Genomic DNA, 21,342 nt, shown 5'->3' with positions numbered 1-21,342 from the left:
GGCTCAGTCCCGGACGTGACCGTCGCCGCTGACGACCCACGTCGTGGTGGTCAGCTCCGCCAGTCCCATCGGTCCACGGGCGTGCAGCTTCTGGGTCGAAATGCCGATCTCGGCACCCAGCCCGAGCTGGCCCCCGTCGGTGAACCGGGTCGAGGCGTTGACCATGACCGCCGCGGAGTCGACCGAGGCGACGAACCGGCGACTGGCCGCGAGGTCCTGGGTGACGATCGCCTCGGTGTGGCCGCTGGACCAGCGGGCGATGTGCGCCAGCGCGTCGTCCAGGCTGTCGACCACTCGGACCGCCAGGTCCAGCGACAGGTACTCGCGCGCCCAGTCCTCGTCGTCGGCCGCGAGGACGTCGATGCCGACCTCCCGCCCGGCGCGCACCGTGTCGGGGTCGCCGTGCACCGTGACGCCGGCCGCCTCGAGCACCGGCAGCGCGGTGCCCAGGAACGAGCCGGCCACGGCCTGGTGGACGAGCAGGGTCTCGGCGGCGTTGCACACGCTCGGCCGGTGCGTCTTGGAGTTCAGCGTGATGGCCAGGGCGCGCTCCAGGTCGGCCGCCGCGTCCACGTAGACATGGCAGTTGCCGACTCCGGTCTCGATCACCGGCACGGTCGAGCCCTGCACCACGGTGCGGATCAGGTCGGCCCCGCCGCGCGGGATCAGCACGTCCACCAGGCCGCGGGCCGTCATCAGCTGGTGCACCGCCTCGCGGCCCCCGCCGTCCAGCAAGGTCACCGCGTCCGGTGGCAGGCCGGCCTGGGCGAGCACGTCGCGCAGCACCGCCGTGAGGGCCCGGTTCGACTGTGCGGCAGCGGATCCACCGCGCAGCACCACAGCGTTGCCGCTCTTCAGCGCCAGCCCGGCGGCGTCCACGGTCACGTTCGGCCGAGCCTCGTACACCATCGCCACGACGCCCATCGGCACCCGGGTCTGGCGCACCTCCAGCCCGTTGGCCAGCCGCTCGCCGCGCACCACCTCACCCACCGGGTCCGGCAGGGCGGCCAGGTCCTGCAGCGACTGCGCCACCCCGGCCACCCGCTCGGCGTCCAACCGCAACCGGTCCACCAGCCCCTCGGACAGGCCCGCGCGACGTCCGCGCGCGACGTCCTCGTCGTTCGCCGCGACGATGCACGCGACATCCGCCCGCAGGGCGTCGGCCATGGCCAGCAGCAGGGCGTCCTTGTCCGCCCGGGTGAGGGTGCGGATCGCCCGGCTGGCGGCCTTGGCCCTGGCACAGGCAGCCAGGACGTCCTGCGGTTCGTCAGCGTCCGGCGCGGCGGCCGGCGCGCGCAGCTCTGACTCGGCGGGAGTGATGGCCATGCGCTCAGGCTACGCGGCCCGGCTCGGCCCCGGACAGCCGCTCAGAGCGGGGCGACGCCGGCGGTGATCAGCGGGGTCTGCGGGCGCTCGACACCACGCACGTGCACGGTGTCGCGGTCGATCACCTCGACGCCGACGACCCGCCAGGGCGGCAGCCCGCAGCTGGCGCGGTGATCGCCCCAGATCCGCAGCGCCAGGGCCGCGGCGTCATCGACGTCCTCCGCCTCGTCCCAGTAGCGCAGTTCGGCTCGGTCTGCGGAGTATCGGACGGCGAGCATGAACGGCCGTTCGTGCACCAGACACTCCAGGGCGCGACGCAGCAGGTCACCTGGGACCGACTCCCCGGCAACCGTCAGGGTGACGTGCCACAAGGGCAGCCCACTCTTCGACGTCCACTCGACGGCTTTCGCCACCGGGCCCTCCCACTCTCAGTGCAGCAGCACCAGGTCGTCCCGGTGGACGACCTCGCGCTCGTACGCAGGTCCGAGCTCGCGGGCGAGCTCACGCGTGGAACGACCCAGCAGCCCGGGTAGCTCCCCTGCTCCATAGTTCACCAGTCCGCGGGCCACCGCGTGGCCCTTTTGATCACACAGGTCTACCGGATCTCCGGCCGAAAAGTCGCCTTCGACACCTACGAGTCCGGCAGGCAGCAAAGACATCCTGCGTTCGACCACTGCGGCCACGGCGCCGTCGTCCAGTACGAGCCGCCCGCGCGCCCGGGTGGCGTGCGCCAACCAGAGCAGCCGGCTGGCCCGCCGCGACCCGGTCGGCGCGAACCAGGTGCCGACGTCACGGCCGGCCAGCGCGTCGGCGACCTGCTCGGCGTTGGTCAGCAGGGTGGCGATGCCGGCGGTGGTCGCGATGGACGCGGCCTCGACCTTGGTCACCATCCCCCCCGTGCCGATCCGGCTGCCGGTGGACCCCAACGAGACCCCTTCGAGGTCTGCCCGCCCGTCGACGAGCTCGATCCGCCTGGCGCCAGCCTTGCTGGGCGCACGGTCGTACAGCGCGTCCACGTCGGTCAGCAGGACCAGCGCGTCCGCGTGCACCAGGTGGGCGACGAGAGCCGCCAACCGGTCGTTGTCACCGAACCGGATCTCGTCGGTGGCGACCGTGTCGTTCTCGTTCACCACGGGGACGACGCCGAGCTGGAGCAGCCGGTACAGGGTGCGCCGGGCGTTGACGTAGTGGGTCCGTCGGATGACGTCCTCGGCGGTCAGCAGGACCTGACCGACACCGATGCCGTGGCGCCCGAAGGCGGCCGTGTACCGGGCGACCAGCAGACCCTGACCGACACTGGCGGCGGCCTGCTGGGTGGCCAGGTCGCGAGGGCGCTTCGGCAGGCCGAGCGGGTCCAATCCGGCGGCGATGGCGCCGGAGCTGACCAGCACGACCTCGGCGCCGGCGGACCGCCGAGCGGCCAGCGCCTCGACCAGGGCCGTCACCCGCTCGTCGTCCACCTTGCCGTCCGGCCTGGTCAGCGAGCTCGACCCGACCTTGACCACGACCCGGCCGGCGGAGGACAGGTCGGAACGCTGCCGCAGGGACGCGGCGGAGCCACTCATCGCTGCCCGGCCAGCACGGTTAGTCGTCCTCGGCCCGGTCGGACGTGGGGCTGGGCTCAGGGCTCGGCGCGGAGTCGGCCCCGAGCTCGGGGTCGGTCCACTGGCCGGCGCTGCGCTCGGCGGCGAGCTCATCCCGGGCGTGCTCTCGGGCCGAGCGAAGCTGCTCCAGCGACTCGCGCTTGGCTGCGCGGGTCGGCCGGACGTCGTCCCCGGACACCCGGACGTCGGTGCCGCGCGGTCCGGCCAACAGCTCGGCACCGGCGGCCATGGTGGGCTCCCAGTCGAAGACGACGGCCTCGTCACCGACCCCGATGAGCACCTCCGCACCCGGCGTGGCGCCCTTCTTGAACAGCTCGTCCTCGACCCCGAGCCGGGCCAGCCGGTCCGCGAGGTAGCCGACGGCCTCCTCGTTGCCGAAGTCGGTCTGCCGCACCCAGCGCGCAGGGCGCTCGCCGACGATCCGGAATCGCGGGCCGTCCGGCCCGTTCTCGGCGACGACCTCGAAGCCGGTGTCGTCCACGGCCTTGGGCCGCAGCACCACCCGCGGAGCGACCTCGACGACCCGGGCCTGACGGTCCGCGGTCACCATCGCGGCAAGGGCGAAGCCCAGCTCGCGCAGCCCCTGGTGGGTGGCTGCGCTGACCACGTGCACGGCGACGCCGCGCGCCTCCAGGTCGGGACGCACCATCTCGGCCAGCTCGACGGCGTCCGGCACGTCGGACTTGTTCAGCACGATGACCCGCGGCCGCTCGTGCAGCGGCCGGCCGCCCAGCGTCTCGTCGATCGTGTACGCGGACAGCTCGGACTCGATGACGTCCAGGTCGGTCAGCGGGTCGCGGCCGGGCTCGAGCGTGGCGCAGTCGATCACGTGCACCAGCACCGAACAGCGCTCGACGTGCCGCAGGAACTCCAGGCCCAGGCCCTTGCCCTCGCTGGCCCCCGGGATCAGTCCGGGCACGTCGGCCATCGTGAACCGCACGTCGCCGGCCTGGACGACGCCCAGGTTCGGCACGAGCGTGGTGAAGGGGTAGTCGGCGATCTTGGGTCGAGCGGCGGACATCGCAGCGACCAGGCTGGACTTGCCCGCGCTCGGGTAGCCGACCAGCGCGACGTCGGCGAGCGACTTGAGCTCGAGCACGACGTCCCCGCCGTCGCCGGGCTCACCGAGCAGGGCGAACCCGGGTGCCTTGCGGCGCGCCGACGCCAGCGCCGCATTGCCCAGTCCGCCGCGGCCACCGCGAGCAACGACGTACCGCTCTCCTGCGGTGACCAGGTCGGCCAGCACGTCACCGGTTGCGCCCTTGACCACGGTGCCCAGCGGCACCGCGAGCTCGACGTCCCCGCCTTCGGCACCGCTGCGGTGCGAGCCGGCGCCCGGCTTGCCGTTGCCGGCCTTGCGGTGCGGGCTGTGGTGGTAGTCGAGCAACGTCGTGGTGCTCGGGTCGACGACGAGGACGACGTCCCCGCCGCGTCCGCCGTTGCCGCCGTCCGGGCCGCCCAGCGGCTTGAACTTCTCGCGGTGGATCGACGCGCACCCGTTGCCGCCGTCGCCGGCGGAGACATGGAGCACAACGTGGTCGACGAACGACGTCATCGCTGCCTCCTGTGGTCTAGGCGTTCACGAACTGGGCTGGACATGCCGCGAGGGGGTGGGCCGTCATCGGCCCACCCCCTCGCGAGAGTTCTTGGTGCGGCCGGTCAGGCCGGCGGGAGCACGCTGACGACGCGGCGGCCACGCTTGGTGCCGAAGGTGACCGCACCCTCGACCAGCGCGAACAGCGTGTCGTCGCCGCCACGGCCGACGCCGTCGCCCGGGTGGAAGTGCGTGCCGCGCTGACGGACGATGATCTCGCCCGCGCCGACGACCTGGCCGCCGTAGCGCTTCACGCCGAGGCGCTGCGAGTTGGAGTCACGACCGTTGCGCGTGGACGACGCGCCCTTCTTGTGTGCCATGAGGTGCCTGCCTTGTGATGAGGTGTCTGTCGGGCCGAGCCGGGGCTCAGGCCTCGATGCCGGTGACCTTGACGCGGGTGAGCTTCTGGCGGTGACCCTGGCGCTTGCGGTAGCCGGTCTTGTTCTTGAACTTCATGATCGTGATCTTCGGCCCCTTCTCCGCCTGGACGAACTCGGCGGTGACCTTGACCTTGGCGAGCTTCTTGGCGTCGCTGGTCACGGTCGCGCCGTCGACGAGCAGGAGCGGGGCGAGCTCGATGGTGTCACCGGCCTTGCCGTCGATCTTGTCGATGACCAAGATGTCGCCGACGGACACCTTCTCCTGACGGCCGCCAGCGCGGACGATCGCGTACACCTGAAGCTCAATTCTCTCGTCGTTCGGGGGGACCGGGCACGACCAACCGGAAGCGACCGGGGTCGCACTGGCACGCACTCGGGGAGGCGCGCACGCGGCGCACCGACTGTTCAGACTACCGCAGCACCACGGGGGTGGGTCAAACCGGCCAGTGCTCACCCCGCCAGGGCGAGTCCCAGAACATCCACTCGTAGCGGGTCGCGGTGGCGAACGCCTGGGACATCTTAAGGCGTCGGTCCGGGCCGCCCTGCTCGGCCAGCCGGTCGGCGAGGTCGCGGACCCACTGCGTGCGAACCGCGAACTCGGGGTCGCCGTACTGGTCGATCCACTGTCGGTAGGGGTGCTCGGTCCGGCCCGAGGTGGCGACCTGCAGCCGCTCCCCCACGTCGGCGTACACCCAGAAGCACGGCAGGACGGCGGCCACCAGCTCCGCGTACTCCCCGCGATGCGCGACGGCGAGCAGGTAGGACGTGTACGCCGTGCAGGCGGCCGACGCCGACGGTGGCTCGACCCAGCGCTCCGACGCCGAGGCGCCGTCGTGCGCGTCGTCCGCACCGTCCGCACCGTCCGAGTGCGGGACGTCCACCCACGACTCGTGCAGCGCGCGCTCGACCTGCAGGCACTCCTGCGAGCTGCCCGACCAGAACAGCTGCTCGTCCGTCGTGGGCGCCATGGCCGCGAGCGTCGCCAGCGCCCGTGCGTACTGCTCGAGGTACAGCGCGTCCTGGCGCAGGTACTCGCGGAAGGCTGCGTCCGGCAGGGTGCCGTCGGCCAGCCCGCGGACGAACGGCAGCTCGTCGATCGCGGCACGCACCTGCGCGGTCTGCGACCAGACCTGGTCGGTGAAGCTCGGCTTGCCGTTCGCACCCGCGCCGCCGTAGGCGTGGAAGTGGTGAACCGGGCCGTGGCCGCTGCCGATCCGCAGCTGGTCCCCGGCGGCGATGGCCGCAGCCAGCCAGCCCTTCGCGTCCCGCGCGGCGGTCAGCCAGTCCGCGCGCACCGGGCGCAGCGTCGCCAGCGCGGCGGACAGCGTGCAGCCGGTGCCGTGCGTGCTGCGGGTCAGCACCCGATCACCCGGCAGCTCATGCACCTGCCCGTCCGGCTCGACGAGTGCGTCAGGGCTGCAGGGACCGCCCAGATGGCCGCCCTTGACCAGCACGCGCGTGCCTGTCGCGCCAGCCAACGCCCGGCCCTGGGCGAGCGCGTCCGACCAGCTGACCGCCTGCGCGACCTCGAGCAGGTCGGCCAGCTCGAGCAGGTTCGGGGCGACCAGGTCGACCACCGGGCACAGCTCGTCCCGGATCGTGCGGACCGCGTCGGCGTCGAGCAGCCGGTGCCCGCTGCGCGAGACCATGACCGGGTCCAGCACCACGTGCGGCGGGCGGACCTCGCCCAGCCACGCCGCGACCTGCTCCGCGACCCCCGCCGTGCCGAGCATGCCGATCTTCACCGCGTCGATCCGGACGTCGTCACTGACCGCGTCGAGCTGCTCACGGACGAACGCGGGATCGGGCACGTGCAGCGAGCGAACTCCCTGGGTGTTCTGCGCCGTCAGCGCGGTCAACGCGGCCATGGCGTAGCCGCCCAGCGCGCTGATGGTCTTGATGTCGGCCTGGACGCCCGCTCCCCCGCTGGGGTCGCTTCCGGCGATGCTCAGGACGGCCTGCTGGACGGCGTGCGGCATGCCGGTCGATCCCTTCGTAGCCCCGGTCGGTCACCCTAGACCATGCGGCACAGGGGGTTTCAGTGCGGTCCGTAGCATCCGCGTCGCCGCCCCGGGGTCGTCCGCCGCGGCGATCGCCCGGACGACCACGATTCGCTGCGCACCTGCGGACATCACCTGCGGCAGCCGCTCGAGGTCGATGCCGCCGATCGCGAACCACGGCTTCGTTGGCGCGGCCCACGCGACCTGCGCGACGTACTCGAGGCCGACCGCGCGACGTCCGGGCTTGGTCGGTGTGGCCCAGATGGGCCCGGCGCACAGGTAGTCGACCTCAGGATCGTCCTGTGCCGCAGCGGCCTGCGCGGGTTCGTGTGTGCTGCGGCCGATCAGCACGTCCGGTCCGACCACGGCCCGCGCCAGTGCCGGGGTCAGATCACGCTGGCCCAGGTGCAGCAGGTCGGCGCCGACCGCTCGCGCCAGGTCCGCCCGGTCGTTGGCCGCCAGCAGGGCGTCGTGCCGGTGGCAGGCCCGGGCGAGCACCTCGAGGGCGGCGATCTCGTCTGCGGCCTCCAATCCCTTCTCCCGCAACTGGATCACGTCGACGCCAGCCTCCAGCACGGCCTCTGCGAACTCGGCCAGGTCGCCGGGCTCGGACCGCGCGTCGGTGCACAGGTACAGCGTGGCCTCAGCGAGCCGCTGCAGTCGCTGCTCGCGCGTCCTCGTCACGGCGACGATCCAACCACCCCTAGGATGTGCGGGACGACACGGGAGCCCTGCCGGGCTGAGAGGGAGCACGCCGCTCCGACCGTAGAACCTGCTCCGGGTCATGCCGGCGAAGGGAGTTCGAGGTGGGCGACGTGATGGGCGACGTGGTGGGCGCTGCGATGGATGCTATGCGGCGCCCGGCAGCGGGGCGGGTCGCGGTCATCGGCGCCGGGGTGATCGGGCTGACCTGCGCCTGGCGGCTGGCCGGGGCGGGCCACCGGGTCCTGCTGCTGGACGACGGTGGGCCGGCCGCGAGCCAGGTGGCCGGCGGGATGCTCGCACCGGTCAGCGAGGCCTCGTTCGGTGAGGAGGGCCTGGCCCGGCTCACGTTGGCCGCTCTTCGCTGCTTCCCGGCCCTGGTCGCTGACTTGGCCGGCAGCGGCCACGGCCCGGTCGAGCAGCGCAGCCACGGCACGCTCACTGTCGGCCTCGACCCGGACGACCGGCTCGCGCTGGATCGGTTGACCGCCTTCCGCAACGGCCTCGGTCTGGCGACCGAGCAGCTTTCCGGCCGCACACTTCGACGGGCCGAGCCGTTCCTGAGCACTTCGGCGAGCTCGGGCGTGCTGGCCGTCGACGACCTGTCCGTCGACAACCGCCAGCTGCTGACCGCCCTGCGCGAGGCGGTCGCGGCCGCCGGCGTCGAGGTCGTTCGCGGGCGAGCCTGCTCGTTCGACCGCGACGGCACCCGGCTGCACGGCGTCGTGCTCGACGACGGACGACGGATCGCCTGCCACACAGCGGTTCTGGCCGCTGGTGCCTGGTCCGCGCAGGTGACCGGGCTGCCCGCGCACGCACAGCCGCACGTCGTCCCGGTCAAGGGACACATCCTGCGTCTGCGACCGCGCGGCGCCCGTCCGAGCACCGCGTACCTGACCCGCACGGTGCGCGCGCTGGTGCACGGCCGCGAGGTCTACCTGGTGCCGCGCGCCGACGGCGAGGTCGTGGTCGGCGCGACCACCGAGCACGAGGGCTTCGACCTCGACGTCCGGGCCGGCGCCGTCCGCGGCCTGCTCGACGACGCCACCGCGGTGCTGCCGGTGCTGGACGAGCTGACGCTGACCGAGACGGCGACCGGCCTGCGCCCAGGCACCCCGGACAACGGACCGCTGCTCGGCTGGGCCGCGCCCGGAGTGCTGCTGGCCACCGGCCACTACCGCAACGGCCTGCTGCTCAGCGAGCTCACCGCACAGGAAGTGGTTGGCCGGGTCGCCGGCGGTGCGGCGTCCGCGTTGTGGAGCCCCTTCGACCCGAACCGCTTCGCCCGCAGTACGCACCCAGCCCTTCAGGAGGCCAGCTCGTGAGCACGTCCGCGCAGGTCAACGGTGTCGAGCGCGACGTCGCGGGCAGCCGCCTGACCGAGCTCGTGCACTCGCTGGCCGGCCGGTCCGGCGGGGTGGCGGTCGCGGTGAACGGTGAGGTCGTGCCGCGCAGCGCCTGGGACGCGACGGCTGTGGCCGCCGACGACATCGTGGAGGTCGTCACCGCGGTGCAGGGTGGCTGACATGGCGCCGGACGACGGCTGGCGCGTGGCCGGCGAGCGGCTCGGGTCACGGCTGGTGCTGGGCACCGGGGGTGCGGCCAGCCTGACCGCGCTGGACGACGCGCTGCATGCCTCCGAGACCGAGCTGACCACAGTGGCACTTCGCCGGGTGCAGACCGTGGCGGGCAACCCGGGGACAGCCCCGTCGTCCGTGCTGGACGTCGCGCGCCAGCGGGGCCTGCGGGTGGTGCCGAACACCGCCGGCTGCCGCACGGCGGCCGAGGCCCTGCTGACCGCGCGGCTGGGCCGCGAGCTGCTCCGCACCGACTGGGTCAAGCTCGAGGTGGTCAGCGACGACCGGCTGCTGCTGCCTGACCCGGTCGAGCTGTTGGATGCGGCCGAGCAGCTGGTCCGCGACGGCTTCGTCGTGCTCGCCTACACCAACGACGACCCGGTGCTCGCGCTGCGCCTGCAGGACGTCGGCTGCGCGGCGGTCATGCCCGGCGGCGCCCCGATCGGCTCGGGGCTGGGCATCCTCAACCCGCACCACGTCGCGCTGATCGTCGAGCAGGCCACCGTGCCGGTGGTGCTGGACGCTGGGATCGGCACGGCCAGCGAGGCCGCGCGGGCGATGGAGCTGGGCTGCGACGCGGTGCTGGTGGCCTCGGCGGTGACCCGGGCCGCCGAACCGGTGCTGATGGCACAGGCCATGCGGGACGCCGTCCGCGCCGGACGGGCCGCCTACCGCGCCGGCCGGATCACCCCGCGGTGGTCGGCGCTCGCGTCGTCCACGCCGGTCGGGCGGATCGACGGCTGAGCGGGCAGGCTGGGGGTGTGGACCGCCCCGCGTTCGTGCTGCACGAGCACCACAAGCCTCGGCACCACTTCGACCTGCGGCTGGAGGAGGGCGGGGTGCTGCGCTCGTGGGCGCTGCCCCGCGGCCTACCGCCGACGTCGTCCGGCAACCGGCTGGCCGTCGCGGTACCCGACCACGAGCTGGACCACCTCACCTACACCGACGCCGACAAGTCGATCGCCGACATCGGCTGGTGGCAGGAGGAGTCCCGGACGGAGCGGCGCATCGTGCTCGTGCTGCACGGACAGCAGGACGCCCGCCGGTACGCGCTGATCCGGACCGACAAGGACTGGTTGCTGCACCTGACGAAGGACCAGCCGGGGCGTGCCTGACGAAGTCCGCCAGGCACGCCCCGCTGGGCCAGGTCGTCAGGTCGCCGGCGTGCCCTGCACCACCAGCTCGGACGCGTCGATGAAGACGCAGCCCGAGGTGACCACGGTCGTGCAGTCGACCCCGAAGTCACCGGTCTGGGTGCCGAGCAGCACCAGCCGCACGAACCGCACCCCGGCCGTCGAGCCGGCCGCCAGCGGTACGTTGGCCAGCGTGTGGATCTGCGCCGGCGTGAAGTGCCCGGTCGCGGCCACCGTCCAAGTCGTCCCGTCCGTCGACGTCTCGAACCGGTAGTCGCCGGTGGACGCCGAGATGTCGTCACCGCAGGTGCCGGACGGGTCGACCTGCACCGACGAGACGTTGACCGACGTCGGCAGCTGGACGACCGCGTGCACATCCTGCCCAGGGCCGGGCAGGAAGGCGGACCAGCCGACGCCCTGGTTGCCGTCGATCAGCGCCGCGGCACCGCAACCGAACGGCGCACCGGTGTCGTCGTTGGTCTCGGTGATGCTGGCGCCGCCAGCCGCCTGAGCCCAGTTGCGCACCGCCGACCAGTTCACCGTGTTGCGACCCTGGTGCAGCGACAACGTGCGGACCTGCGGCAGGTAGCCGGGACCACCGGCGACCACGTCGGCGTACCGGCCGGGGAAGAACCCGGTGATCAGGTACCGACCCTGGGCGTCCGTGACGGCCGCCAGATCGCCGGCGAACCCTGACGCGTGGCCGCCGAAGAAGACCGTCACGCCGGCGGCCGGCGTGGTGGTTCCCGCGGTGGTCACGACGCCGTCCAGGCTCGCGTTCGGCGCACCGGTCGGCGGGACTTGGAAGTCCTCGACCGGCGCGGTGTCCGCGCCACTGGTGGCGGCCGCGAAGTAGCCCATCCCTCGGGTGGCGAACAGCTTCCACAAAGTCTTCAGGTGTGAGCCGCCGTTCAGCACCGTGTCGGCCTGCAGGATTGAGTTGCGCATGTCGAGCATCGAGGGCTCGGGCGGCGACAGCTCCATGCCGCGGGTCACCAGGGACTCGGTGAGCTTCGACCCCAGCTTGCTGCGGACGTCCCAGAGCGTCTCGCCCCAGATCTCGCCATCCGAGTGCACCTCGGCGCCACGGCTGCTGATCTTGCCGAAGTCCCCATAGGTGTACCCGCCCTGACCGGCGTTCGGCCGGCCGTGGCACTTGGGCGACTCGCTGCCGACCGGGCAGTCCAGCGGCTGGGTGCGGACGACGTCGACCCCGGCACCGGCGTAGTCGCCGACCCGGAGGTCACCGTCGGCGGCGGTGTCCTTGGCGAAGCCCTGGTCGACCAGCAGGTCGAAGGCGTACCAGTCGGACCACGCCTCACCCATCGCACCGGACTGCGCCGACCGCAGGGCGCCGACCCCGGAGGCGTTGGTGACCAACCGGTTGGACAGTCCGTGGGTGTACTCGTGGAACACGACGTCGGCCTCGTCGGCGCCGCTGACCGCGATGAACGGGTCCTCGGCCGGGTAGGTGGTGCCAGGCTCGTGGAACAGGTACATCTGCATCCGCGGCGAGGTACCGTCCGGCGGGGTGTTCATGTTGGCGTTGTCGATGTGGTCACCGTCCGGCAGGCCGGCTGCGGTGGACGCCCCGTCCAGCGGCTCGTCCTGGAGCGGGTCGCCGCCCAGACCCTGACCGCTGGCGTTCACTAGCTGGAAGTTGCCGGCCGCCTCGGTGAAGCCGATCGGCGCCTTGGCCAGGTGGTCGTGATAGAGGTTCACCAGGTAGAAGTTGTTGGTGGCCGTCCGCTGACGGTTGGCCGCCCACGAGTTCGCCGTCTCCGGGTCCCAGGTGCAGATCCAGATGTCGCACGGCTGACCGGCCGGGAAGGCGCGGACCAGTGTGAAGCGGAAGCTCGGGCCGCCCTGGCTGTTGACCTCCTCCGAGGCCTGCGGAGCGTTGTCGTCGTTGACGTCCGTGTAGGTGTGCGCATTGTTACCCGTAAGCGTGGTGGCTCCCGTGGTGAACCAGCCCGGACGGTTCATCGACACCTTGCGTGCCGTACCGCCTCGCGGGGCGCCGGGGAAGTTGTCGAAGATCAGGGCGTTCAGGTTCGCCCCCTTGGCGGCCGGGGCGGCCGGCGTCGACGGGCCGTTCGCATCCGAGCTCAGCGAGGCCCGGTACAGGATGCGGCCGGTCTCCGCGTCCAGCACGTGCACGGACGGCTTGGCCGAGCCCATGGTGATGACCTGCCAGGCACGGCGGGTGCCGCCCGGGGTCTGGAACAGGACCTGCTTGGCCGAGTCGCCGACCTCCGCAGCGGCGCTGTCGCCGAGGTCCTTGCGGGCCGAGCCGATCGCCGACCGGCTGCTGGCCAGGCTCGGCGAGGAGAGTGCCGAGGGTGCGGCCAGGCCGGGCACTGGCGACCCGAGGACGCTGATCAGCCGACCGTCCTTGGCGACGTTCGCCTTCAGGCCGTTGCCGTAGAGGTCCAGCCCGCCCGAGGTCTGCACCCACGTCAGGTGGTGGGTGCCGGCGATGTCTACGTAGTCCCGACTCAGCCGCAGGTTCGCCAGGTCGGTCGAGGACAGCCGGAACACCTCGCTCTTGCCGCGCACGTAGCCGAGCGCGATGTCACTGGCCTTGGCCGAGCTGGGTGCGGTGAGGAAACCGTCGACGCGGGCGACCTGACGGGGCGTGCCGGTCAGTCCGTCGACGTCCACCAGACCCTGGGCACCGAGGGACGCCTTCAGCGACCGGACGTCGGGACGCGCGGCCGCCTTGGCCTCGCGCTGGGTCGCCACCTCGCGCTCGGCGGAGGTGGCAGGGACGCGGATGTCGACGTCGGCGTTCGGATCGACCTTGCTCTGACCTGCGTGGACGCCGGACGTCTGGGTCGCCGACCCACCCGAGCCTCCAGCGGCCGCGGCGGCCCCTGGTGCCGCTAGTGCTGTGCCGACGGCCAGTGCTCCCGCCGCGACCAGGATGGTCGTCCGATGCCGTACTGCAGGCGCCATGCCCTGCCCCCGTTTCGACGAGCCCCCGCGCCGAGCCTTGTCCCGACGGCGTGGGGCCGCCCGAATGTTGCCATTGCCTCCGTAAAGACACAAGACTTCCGAATATCACGATCTAGACGGATTTTTTTGACGCAGCCGGGCACGGCGACAACGTAGATCGCGGCAGCTTCGCATCACGGGCGATGCGTAGCTGCCGCGACCCTGGGGGGTTGCGGTGGGGCTGGCGTCAGTCGGCGGCGGGCACCGGCGGGCCAGCCGGAGCGGACGCGCGTCGTCGCCGCCGCGGTGCCTTGGCCGGGGCCGGCGCCTGAGCATCGGGCGCCGAGACGGCCGCTGCCGGGACGGACTGGGGCTCGACAGCCGGCTGAGCAGTCTGGGCTGCCGGCTCAGCAGCAGACTCGGCCGCGCCAGGCGTGGGCGACTCCTCGACCGGCGACGCCTCGACCTGGCGGTCGCCTTCGTGCTGCGGATCGTGCTGCGGATCGAGCTGCTGGTCCGCGTCGTGCTCGTGCTCGTGGTGGTGGGCGAGCGAGGCGACCAGCCCAGCCGGGATCGGTTGACGCGGCGGGGCCGCCGGCTGCTGCGCGGGTGCGGGCTGCTCGTCGTCCGCGCCCTTGCCCCGGCCACGGCGGGAACGTCCGCCGCCGCCCTCGGTCTTGGCGTTGCCGCCGCCGTCGCCCTTGCTGCGTCCGCCGTCGTTCTTCTCGGCGTCGTTCTTGGGGGCGCTCTTGGACTGCACCGGCTCGGCGTGCACGAGGATGCCGCGGCCGTTGCAGTGCTCGCACGGCTCGCTGAACACCTCGAGCAGGCCCTGGCCGACGCGCTTGCGGGTCATCTGAACCAGACCGAGGGAAGTGACCTCGGCGACCTGGTGCTTGGTGCGGTCCCGGCCCAGGCACTCCAGCAACCGGCGCAGCACGAGGTCGCGGTTGGACTCGAGCACCATGTCGATGAAGTCGACGACGATGATGCCGCCGATGTCGCGCAGCCGGAGCTGACGGACGATCTCTTCCGCCGCCTCGAGGTTGTTCCGGGTGACCGTCTCCTCAAGGTTGCCGCCGGAGCCGGTGAACTTGCCGGTGTTGACGTCGACGACCGTCATGGCTTCGGTGCGGTCGATGACCAGCGAGCCGCCGCTGGGCAGCCACACCTTGCGGTCCATCGCCTTGGCCAGCTGCTCGTCGACCCGGTGCGCTGCGAAGACGTCCTGCTCCGGCGTCCACCTCGAGATGCGCTCGGCGAGGTCCGGGGCCACCGAGTCGACGTACGGCTGGACGACGTCCCAGGCCGTCCCGCCGCTGACGACCAGCTTGTTGAAGTCCTCGTTGAACACGTCCCGGATGACCCTGACGGTCAGGTCGGGCTCGCCGTGCAGCAGCTTGGGTGCCGAGCCGCCGGCGGAGGACTTCGACTTCTTCTCGATCGTCTCCCACTGCGCGGTCAGCCGCTCGACGTCCCGCTGCAGCTCCTCCTCGCTCGCACCCTCGGCGGCAGTGCGCACGATGACGCCCGCCTGCTCGGGGACGACGGCCTTGAGGATGCGCTTGAGGCGGGTGCGCTCGGTGTCCGGAAGCTTGCGTGAGATACCGGTCATCGAGCTGTTCGGCACGTAGACGAGGTAGCGGCCAGGCAGCGAGATCTGGCTGGTCAGCCGAGCACCCTTGTGACCCATCGGGTCCTTGGTGACCTGGACCAGCACCGAGTCGCCGGACTTCAGCGCGGCCTCGATGCGGCGCGGCTGGCCCTCGAGCCCGGCGGCGTCCCAGTTCACCTCACCCGCGTAGAGCACGGCGTTGCGGCCCTTGCCGATGTCGATGAACGCCGCCTCCATGCTGGGCAGCACGTTCTGCACCCGGCCGAGGTAGACGTTGCCGATCATCGAGGCGTTGGTCTCGTTGGCGACGTAGTGCTCGACCAGCACGTCGTCCTCGAGCACGGCGATCTGGGTGCGGCCGGCGCGCTCGCGCACGATCATCGTGCGGTCGACGCTCTCCCGGCGGGCCAGGAACTCGGACTCGGTGATGATCGGCTTGCGCCGTCCGGCATCGCGTCCCTCGCGGCGGCGCTGCTTCTTCGCCTCGAGCCGGGTCGAGCCCTTGACGGACGCGACCTGGTCGTCGGCCTTGCGCGGCTGGCGAACCTTGGTCACGGTGCCGGGCGGGTCCTCAGAACCGTCCTCGCCCGAGCCGGCCCGACGACGACGGCGGCGGCGACGACGGCTGGACGCCGAGCCGCCCTCCTCGTCGGAGTCGTCGCCCTCGGCGTCCGCGGGGCCGTTCGAGTCGGCCCGGGCGCCGCCGTCCTGCTCGGACTGCTGCGGCGGGGCGGACTCGTCGTCAGCGGTGGCGTCCTCGGCGTTGTCCTCGCTGTCGGTGTCGGTCGCTGCGTCGCTGCGGCCGCGACGACCGCGTCCACCGCGACGACGACGCTTGCGAGGGCCGGCGCCCTCGGCCGTGTCGTCACCCTCAGGGGCGGCCGACGCGGTGCTGGACTCGGTGCCCGCTTCGGGCTCGGTGTCAGCCTCGGGCGTCGCCGCTGCAGAGCTCGACTCGTCGACCGGGTGCGGGGTGGGCGGGCCCGCCGGGGCCTGGGCCCGACGACGGGTACGGGGGGCCGGTGCGCTGGCCGGGTCCGGCGCCTGGAACAGCAGGCCGCCGAAGCCGACGGCGGCAGCGGCCTGCGCAGCAGCCTCCTCGGTGGCCGCTTCGTCCTCGTCGGCGATGGCTGCGCTCACCTCGACCGGCACGGTCGGCTCGGCCGGGGCGGCGGCCTTGGCGGCGCCCTTGCGAGTGGTCTTCTTGGCCGCCTTCTTGGCAGTCTTCTTGGCCGGCTCGGCGGCAGCTTCGCCATCGGCTGCGAGCTCGGCGAACGGCTCCGCAGCGGCTGCCGGGTCGGTCGCGGCTGCCGGGTCGGTCGCGGCTGACGCGTCGCCGGCGGCCTTCGCCGCACGCGGAGCCCGCTTGCGGGCGGCGGCCTTCTTGGCCGGCGCGGCGGCGGGGGCGTCCGCCTCGTCCGCGCCCGCGGACGGCGCGTCGGTCGTGCCGCCGTCCTTGCTCTGCGCCGGTGCGGTGGCCTTCTTGCGCGGCGCGCGCTTGCGCGCCGCCTTCTTCGCCGGGGCGCTCTGCTGGGCATCCTGCGCGGCGGCCGGGCCGGCGTCCGTTCCGCCTGCCGCACCCTGCTCGGTCGTGGTCTCACTCATTGCGGGTAACTCCCGTCGACCCCGGGCGCCGTCCACACCGTTCCGGCGCCGCACGGGGCGGTCGCGTCGTCGCGCCGCGGTTGCGGTCACGACGGAAGTCGTGTCGTTTGCATCCGGGGGTGTTCGCGCGGTTCGCGCGTGTGCCCTCGACTGCCGACGTCGCGTGGCCACAACCGGCTCACCGGTCTGTCTCGTCCTCATGGCGGCCCCTCAGGCAGAGCCACCTGGAATGGTGGGACTGCGCCGGGTCAGCCGCCACGCGAGCGTGGCCGAACTTCGTCGGGGCGGGCGACAGGTGTGGCATGCCGTCCGACCACTCGCAGTATCGCACACGCCGCGGAAAGTCCCGTTATGCAGAGACCGTCAGCGGGTCGCCGACCACGCCGTCGCGCAGCGGGCCCTGACGCAGCCGGGTGGCCTGGGCGGCCTGCTCGCTGAGCACCCCGCCAAGCATCTCGAGCGCCGCCAGCACCTCGTTCGGCCGCACGGTCGGCGTGACGTGCCGCACCACCAGCCGGATCGTCGGCTCGCCCGTCGTGGGCTCGACAGCCAGACTGACCACGGGCTCGCGGGCGTCCAGGGTGCGCGGACCGTTCTTGGTCAGCCGCTCGACGTCCACCCGCTCCTGCGCGAGGAACTGCGCGACCGCGGACTCGACGGCGGACCGCTCCGTGCCCGGCAGCACGACCAGCCACTCGCTGGCCTCCAGCCGATCGGCCAGCGCACCGGGTGCGGCCTCGACCACGAGCAGCACGTCCAGGCCCTGCGGCAGCGACTCGTCCAGTGCGCGCCGGACGGCCTCGGGGTCGCAGCGCTCGGCCAGCGAGAGCTCGACGTACTCGGCCTCGCTGGCCGTCCCGGTCGGCGCGGCGTTGGCGAACGAGATCTTGGGGTGCGGGTGGAAGCCGGCCGAGTACGCCATCGGGACGTCGGCCCGCCGCAGGGCGCGCTCCAGCGCGCGCTGGAAGTCCCGGTGGCTGCTGAAGCGCAGCCGGCCGCGCTTGGCGTACTGCAGGCGCAGCTTCTGGACGACGGGCGGCGGGGGCGGACCGTCCGGTTGGCGAGCCACGGCCTACTGCCCGGACGACGCGGCGCTGGCTGCCAGGTGCTGGCGGCCGTGTCCGGTCACGCCCTGACCGGTCACCGTCAGCGGCAGCAGCGTCTTGCCGGTGGGACCGACCTGGATGTCGGTGCCCATCTGCGGGCACACGCCACAGTCGAAGCAAGGCGTCCAGCGGCAGTCCTCGACCTCGACCTCGGACAGCGAGTCCTGCCAGTCCTCCCAGAGCCAGTCCTTGTCCAGGCCGGAGTCCAGGTGGTCCCAAGGCAGCACTTCGGAGAAGTCCCGCTCGCGGGTGGTGTACCAGGCGACGTCCACCGGCTCGTCGGCCAGCGCGACCTGCGCGGCGGCCATCCAGCGCTGGTAGGAGAAGTGCTCGCTCCACCCGTCGAACCGGCCACCGTCCCGCCAGACCTGCTCGATCACCCGGCCGACCCGACGGTCACCGCGGGACAACAGCCCCTCGACGATGCCGGGCTTGCCGTCGTGGTACCGGAAGCCGATGGAGCGGCCGTACTTCTTGTCGGCGCGGACGGCGTCGCGCAGCAGCGCGAGCCGGGCGTCGGTCTCCTCCGCGCCGAGCTGGGCCGCCCACTGGAACGGGGTGTGCGGCTTGGGCACGAACCCGCCGATGCTGACCGTGCAGCGGATGTCGTTCTGCCCACTGACCTGACGCCCGGTCCTGATCACGTTGGCGGCCATCTGGCCGATCTGCAGCACGTCGTCGTCGGTCTCGGTGGGCAGGCCGCACATGAAGTAGAGCTTCACCTGCCGCCAGCCGCTGGCGTAGGCAGCCGAAACCGTCCGGATCAGGTCGTCCTCGCTGACCATCTTGTTGATCACCTTGCGCAGCCGCTCGCTGCCGCCCTCGGGTGCGAAGGTCAGTCCGGAGCGTCGTCCGCCGCGGGACAGCTCGTTGGCCAGGTCGATGTTGAACGCGTCCACCCGGGTGGACGGCAGCGAGAGCCCGGTGTTGGTGCCCTCGTACCGGTCCGCCAGGCCCTTGGCCACCTCGGCGATCTCGGAGTGGTCCGCGCTGGACAGCGACAGCAGGCCGACCTCCTCGAAGCCGGTCGCGGCCAGGCCCTTCTCGACCATCTCGCCGATGCCCTGCAGGCTGCGCTCACGCACCGGGCGGGTGATCATGCCGGCCTGGCAGAAGCGGCAGCCCCGAGTGCAGCCGCGGAAGATCTCGACGCTCATCCGCTCGTGCACGCTCTCGGCCAGTGGGACCAGCGGCTGCTTCGGGTACGGCCACTCGTCGAGGTCCATCACGGTGTGCTTGCTGACCCGCCACGGCACCCCAGGACGGTTCGGCGCGACCCGATGGATCCGGCCGTCCGGCAGGTAGTCGACGTCGTAGAACGCGGGCACGTAGACCCCGCCGGAGCGGGCCAGGCGCAGCAGCAGCTCCTCGCGTCCGCCGGGCGAGCCCTCGGCCTTGAAGTCCCGGATCACGTCGGTGATCGCGAGCACGGCCTCCTCGCCGTCCCCGACCACCGCGGCGTCCAGGAAGTCCGCGACCGGCTCCGGGTTGAAGGCCGCGTGGCCGCCCGCCAGCACGAGCGGGTGCTCGTCCGTGCGGTCCGCAGCGTGCAGCGGGATGCCGGCCAGATCGAGCGCCGTCAGCAGGTTGGTGTACCCGAGCTCGGTGGAGAAGCTCACGCCGAGCACGTCGAAGGCGCCGACCGGGCGGTGCGCGTCGACCGTGAACTGCGGCACTGCGTGCTCACGCATCAGCGCCTCGAGGTCGGGCCACACCGAGTAGGTGCGCTCGGCCAGCGCGTCCGGACGCTCGTTGAGCACCTCGTACAGGATCATCGTGCCCTGGTTCGGCACGCCCACCTCGTACGCGTCGGGGTACATCAGCGCCCAGCGCACCTCGACGTCGTCCCAGTCCTTGACGGTGGAGTTGAGCTCACCGCCGACGTACTGGATCGGCTTGCTCACACGCGCGAGCAACGGCTCGAGCGCGGTGAACACGGACTCGACGGGCATGACGACAGACCTTCCAGGACGGGGTGGGGCAACTACCCAGGGTACGCGTTCGGTGCACGATGATGTCCGGGTGAGCGACCGATGCCCGTGCGGCTGCGGTGACACCTACGTCGGCTGCTGCGGACCTGGCACCCTTCCGGCGCGCCGGACGAGCTGGAGCTGGACGAGGACCTGCGCTGGACGCGGCTGTACGCCGGCGCAAAGCAGTGACGTGTCAACGTCGCATCACCGGTGATGCGACGTTGACACGCTCTTCCAAGCGCTTCGCGGGGGCTTCAGCGAGCGCTGGGACGACGGCGCCGACGTCCGGCGTTCGACTGACCGTTCGCCTGACCGTTCGACTGGCCGGACTGGTTGTCGTGAGTGGCGCGGCCGGAGCCGCTGGCCTGGCCACGGCCGCGGGACAGGCCACCGGCGCGACCCTGTCCGGGACGCGAGGAGCGGGCAGAACCCTTGCGCTGCACCGCAGGCGCGGCCGCGGGCGCCGCGACTGGCTGGACGAACGGCGCCGGCGGGCCGGCCAGCTGGGTGAGCAGCTCGTCGCCGGGCACGACCACGGCCTGCTGCGGGCGGATGCCGGCCTGCCGGGTCAGCGTCCGGACGTCGCCGTGCTGGTCCGGAGTCATGATCGTCACGACCACGCCGGCCGCTCCGGCTCGCGCGGTGCGACCCGAGCGGTGGGTGTAGGCCTTGTGCTCGGCCGGCGGGTCGACGTGCACGACGAGGTTGATGTCGTCCACGTGGATGCCACGCGCGGCGATGTCGGTGGCCACCAGCACCTTGACGCTGCCGTCGGTGAACGCGGCGAGGTTCCGCTCGCGGGCGTTCTGCGACAGGTTGCCGTGCAGGTCCACGGCCGGGATGCCGGCGGCGGTCAGCTGCTTGGCCAGCTTCTTCGCGGTGTGCTTGGTGCGCATGAACAGCAGGCTGCGGCCCTGGCCGCCGGCGAGGGCGCGAACCACGTCGGGCTTGTGCTCCTTGTCGACCGCCAGGACATGGTGCTCCATCGCGGCGGTGTCGGCCTTGACCGGCGCGACCGCATGCGTGACCGGGTTGCTCAGGTAGCGCTTGACCAGCACGTCGATGCCGTTGTCCAGCGTCGCCGAGAACAGCAGCCGCTGGGTGCCGCGGGGGGTCTTGTCCAGGATGCGCTTGACGCCGGGCAGGAAGCCGAGGTCGGCCATGTGGTCGGCCTCGTCCAGCACCGTGACCTCGATCGCGTCCAAGTGCACGCGGCCCTGGCCGATCAGGTCCTCGAGCCGGCCGGGGCACGCGACCAGGACGTCGACGCCGGCACGCAGCGCGGAGACCTGCGGGTTCTGCCCGACGCCGCCGAAGATCGTGGTGACGTTGAGCCCCAACGCCTTCGCGAGCGGGGTGATGGTCTCGGCGACCTGCGAGGCGAGCTCACGGGTCGGCAGCAGGACGAGCGCGCGGGGGCGACCCGGACGACGAGCCCGGCCGCTGGCGGCCAACGCGGTCACGGTCGGCAGCGCGAAGGCCACGGTCTTGCCGCTGCCCGTCTTGCCCTTGCCCAGCACGTCGCGCCCGGCCAGGGAGTCCGGCAGGGTCTTGGCCTGGATGGGGAAGGCGGCGGTGATGTCGCGCTCGGCGAGCGAGCGGACGAGCCGTGCGTCGACGCCGAGATCGGCGAACGACGGCGCGGCGGAAGTGTTGTCGGACAAGGGGTACTGCCTCTCGATGAGTACTCGGGTTGGCCGTTGATGCGTGGCAACCCGCGAAGTCATCGCGGCGGACCTGGGCCTCTGGTGAGGCACTGCACTCGACCGCGGCCCGGTGGGATCACCGAA

General features: G+C 72.4%; 17 protein-coding genes. 4 read left to right on the top strand and 13 right to left on the bottom strand.

Features of this window, described 5'->3' with window-relative positions; all coding sequences use genetic code 11:
- Positions 1-3 precede the first annotated feature (3 nt).
- From ACPPVT_RS07215 to thiE, 8 genes are all read right to left on the bottom strand, one after another.
- The gene (locus ACPPVT_RS07215) at positions 4-1,326 is read right to left on the bottom strand and encodes a glutamate-5-semialdehyde dehydrogenase (protein WP_426566330.1); all 1,323 of its coding nucleotides are present in this window, start codon (positions 1,324-1,326) and stop codon (positions 4-6) included.
- Positions 1,327-1,367: 41 nt separating this feature from the next.
- A complete protein-coding gene (locus tag ACPPVT_RS07210) occupies positions 1,368-1,739 on the bottom strand; it encodes a hypothetical protein (protein ID WP_426566329.1) in 372 nt (123 codons plus the stop codon).
- A gap of 15 nt (positions 1,740-1,754) precedes the next feature.
- Positions 1,755-2,891, bottom strand: a complete 1,137-nt coding sequence (gene proB / locus ACPPVT_RS07205) for a glutamate 5-kinase (protein ID WP_426566328.1) — start codon at positions 2,889-2,891, stop codon at positions 1,755-1,757.
- Positions 2,892-2,910: 19 nt separating this feature from the next.
- Complete coding sequence (obgE, locus tag ACPPVT_RS07200) at positions 2,911-4,485, bottom strand: GTPase ObgE (RefSeq protein ID WP_426566327.1); 1,575 nt, start codon at positions 4,483-4,485, stop codon at positions 2,911-2,913.
- Between the two features lie 104 nt (positions 4,486-4,589).
- Positions 4,590-4,844, bottom strand: a complete 255-nt coding sequence (gene rpmA, locus ACPPVT_RS07195; RefSeq protein WP_345717777.1) for a 50S ribosomal protein L27 — start codon at positions 4,842-4,844, stop codon at positions 4,590-4,592.
- A gap of 46 nt (positions 4,845-4,890) precedes the next feature.
- Positions 4,891-5,199, bottom strand: coding sequence for a 50S ribosomal protein L21 (gene rplU / locus ACPPVT_RS07190; protein ID WP_426566326.1), 309 nt, complete (start codon positions 5,197-5,199; stop codon positions 4,891-4,893).
- Positions 5,200-5,338: 139 nt separating this feature from the next.
- Positions 5,339-6,883 (bottom strand): bifunctional hydroxymethylpyrimidine kinase/phosphomethylpyrimidine kinase, encoded by a 1,545-nt coding sequence (thiD, locus tag ACPPVT_RS07185; RefSeq protein ID WP_426566325.1) that lies wholly within the window; start codon positions 6,881-6,883, stop codon positions 5,339-5,341.
- A gap of 30 nt (positions 6,884-6,913) precedes the next feature.
- Positions 6,914-7,588 carry a thiamine phosphate synthase gene (gene thiE, locus ACPPVT_RS07180; RefSeq protein ID WP_426566324.1) on the bottom strand — a complete coding sequence of 225 codons (675 nt, stop codon included), beginning with the start codon at positions 7,586-7,588 and terminating at the stop codon, positions 6,914-6,916.
- 122 nt (positions 7,589-7,710) lie between these two features.
- On the opposite strand from thiE, the gene thiO reads away from it, so the two are divergent.
- From thiO to ACPPVT_RS07160, 4 genes are read left to right on the top strand one after another with little or no spacing between them, the layout of a single operon-like run.
- Positions 7,711-8,931 (top strand): glycine oxidase ThiO, encoded by a 1,221-nt coding sequence (gene thiO / locus ACPPVT_RS07175; protein ID WP_426566323.1) that lies wholly within the window; start codon positions 7,711-7,713, stop codon positions 8,929-8,931.
- On the top strand, positions 8,928-9,131 hold the full coding sequence (gene thiS, locus ACPPVT_RS07170) for a sulfur carrier protein ThiS (RefSeq protein ID WP_426566322.1): 204 nt from the start codon (positions 8,928-8,930) through the stop codon (positions 9,129-9,131). The genes thiO and thiS overlap by 4 nt, the downstream gene beginning before the upstream one ends.
- 1 nt (position 9,132) lies before the next feature.
- Positions 9,133-9,927: a thiazole synthase gene (locus ACPPVT_RS07165; RefSeq protein WP_426566321.1), complete on the top strand. Its 795-nt coding sequence runs from the start codon at positions 9,133-9,135 to the stop codon at positions 9,925-9,927.
- Between the two features lie 17 nt (positions 9,928-9,944).
- On the top strand, positions 9,945-10,298 hold the full coding sequence (locus ACPPVT_RS07160) for a DNA polymerase ligase N-terminal domain-containing protein (protein WP_426566320.1): 354 nt from the start codon (positions 9,945-9,947) through the stop codon (positions 10,296-10,298).
- A 36-nt stretch (positions 10,299-10,334) separates the two neighbouring features.
- Here ACPPVT_RS07160 and ACPPVT_RS07155 read toward each other — a convergent pair whose 3' ends face one another.
- The 5 genes from ACPPVT_RS07155 to ACPPVT_RS07135 all read right to left on the bottom strand — a co-directional run bounded on the left by ACPPVT_RS07155 (position 10,335) and on the right by ACPPVT_RS07135 (position 21,216).
- Positions 10,335-13,274: a M36 family metallopeptidase gene (locus tag ACPPVT_RS07155; RefSeq protein WP_426566319.1), complete on the bottom strand. Its 2,940-nt coding sequence runs from the start codon at positions 13,272-13,274 to the stop codon at positions 10,335-10,337.
- 226 nt (positions 13,275-13,500) lie between these two features.
- Complete coding sequence (locus ACPPVT_RS07150; RefSeq protein ID WP_426566318.1) at positions 13,501-16,473, bottom strand: Rne/Rng family ribonuclease; 2,973 nt, start codon at positions 16,471-16,473, stop codon at positions 13,501-13,503.
- A gap of 349 nt (positions 16,474-16,822) precedes the next feature.
- A complete protein-coding gene (locus ACPPVT_RS07145) occupies positions 16,823-17,542 on the bottom strand; it encodes a TIGR03936 family radical SAM-associated protein (RefSeq protein WP_426566317.1) in 720 nt (239 codons plus the stop codon).
- A 3-nt stretch (positions 17,543-17,545) separates the two neighbouring features.
- Positions 17,546-19,531 carry a TIGR03960 family B12-binding radical SAM protein gene (locus ACPPVT_RS07140; RefSeq protein WP_426566316.1) on the bottom strand — a complete coding sequence of 662 codons (1,986 nt, stop codon included), beginning with the start codon at positions 19,529-19,531 and terminating at the stop codon, positions 17,546-17,548.
- A 275-nt stretch (positions 19,532-19,806) separates the two neighbouring features.
- Positions 19,807-21,216 carry a DEAD/DEAH box helicase gene (locus ACPPVT_RS07135; protein WP_426566315.1) on the bottom strand — a complete coding sequence of 470 codons (1,410 nt, stop codon included), beginning with the start codon at positions 21,214-21,216 and terminating at the stop codon, positions 19,807-19,809.
- Positions 21,217-21,342 lie beyond the last annotated feature (126 nt).

Origin of the sequence: Angustibacter sp. McL0619 (assembly GCF_049994355.1) — a bacterium.
Classification (GTDB): domain Bacteria; phylum Actinomycetota; class Actinomycetes; order Actinomycetales; family Angustibacteraceae; genus Angustibacter.
The sequence above is the reverse complement of the archived record's forward strand: the minus strand, read 5'-3'. Positions and strand labels throughout refer to the sequence as shown.

Bases quoted from the DNA above. Each gene is read 5' to 3' on its own strand.
- ACPPVT_RS07150 (WP_426566318.1), bottom strand. From the start codon at position 16,473: ATGAGTGAGACCACGACCGAGCAGGGTGCGGCAGGCGGAACGGACGCC.
- rpmA (WP_345717777.1), bottom strand. From the start codon at position 4,844: ATGGCACACAAGAAGGGCGCGTCGTCCACGCGCAACGGTCGTGACTCC.
- ACPPVT_RS07215 (WP_426566330.1), bottom strand. From the start codon at position 1,326: ATGGCCATCACTCCCGCCGAGTCAGAGCTGCGCGCGCCGGCCGCCGCG.
- ACPPVT_RS07155 (WP_426566319.1), bottom strand. From the start codon at position 13,274: ATGGCGCCTGCAGTACGGCATCGGACGACCATCCTGGTCGCGGCGGGA.
- ACPPVT_RS07165 (WP_426566321.1), top strand. From the start codon at position 9,133: ATGGCGCCGGACGACGGCTGGCGCGTGGCCGGCGAGCGGCTCGGGTCA.
- obgE (WP_426566327.1), bottom strand. From the start codon at position 4,485: ATGACGTCGTTCGTCGACCACGTTGTGCTCCATGTCTCCGCCGGCGAC.
- thiD (WP_426566325.1), bottom strand. From the start codon at position 6,883: ATGCCGCACGCCGTCCAGCAGGCCGTCCTGAGCATCGCCGGAAGCGAC.
- proB (WP_426566328.1), bottom strand. From the start codon at position 2,891: ATGAGTGGCTCCGCCGCGTCCCTGCGGCAGCGTTCCGACCTGTCCTCC.
- ACPPVT_RS07140 (WP_426566316.1), bottom strand. From the start codon at position 19,531: ATGCCCGTCGAGTCCGTGTTCACCGCGCTCGAGCCGTTGCTCGCGCGT.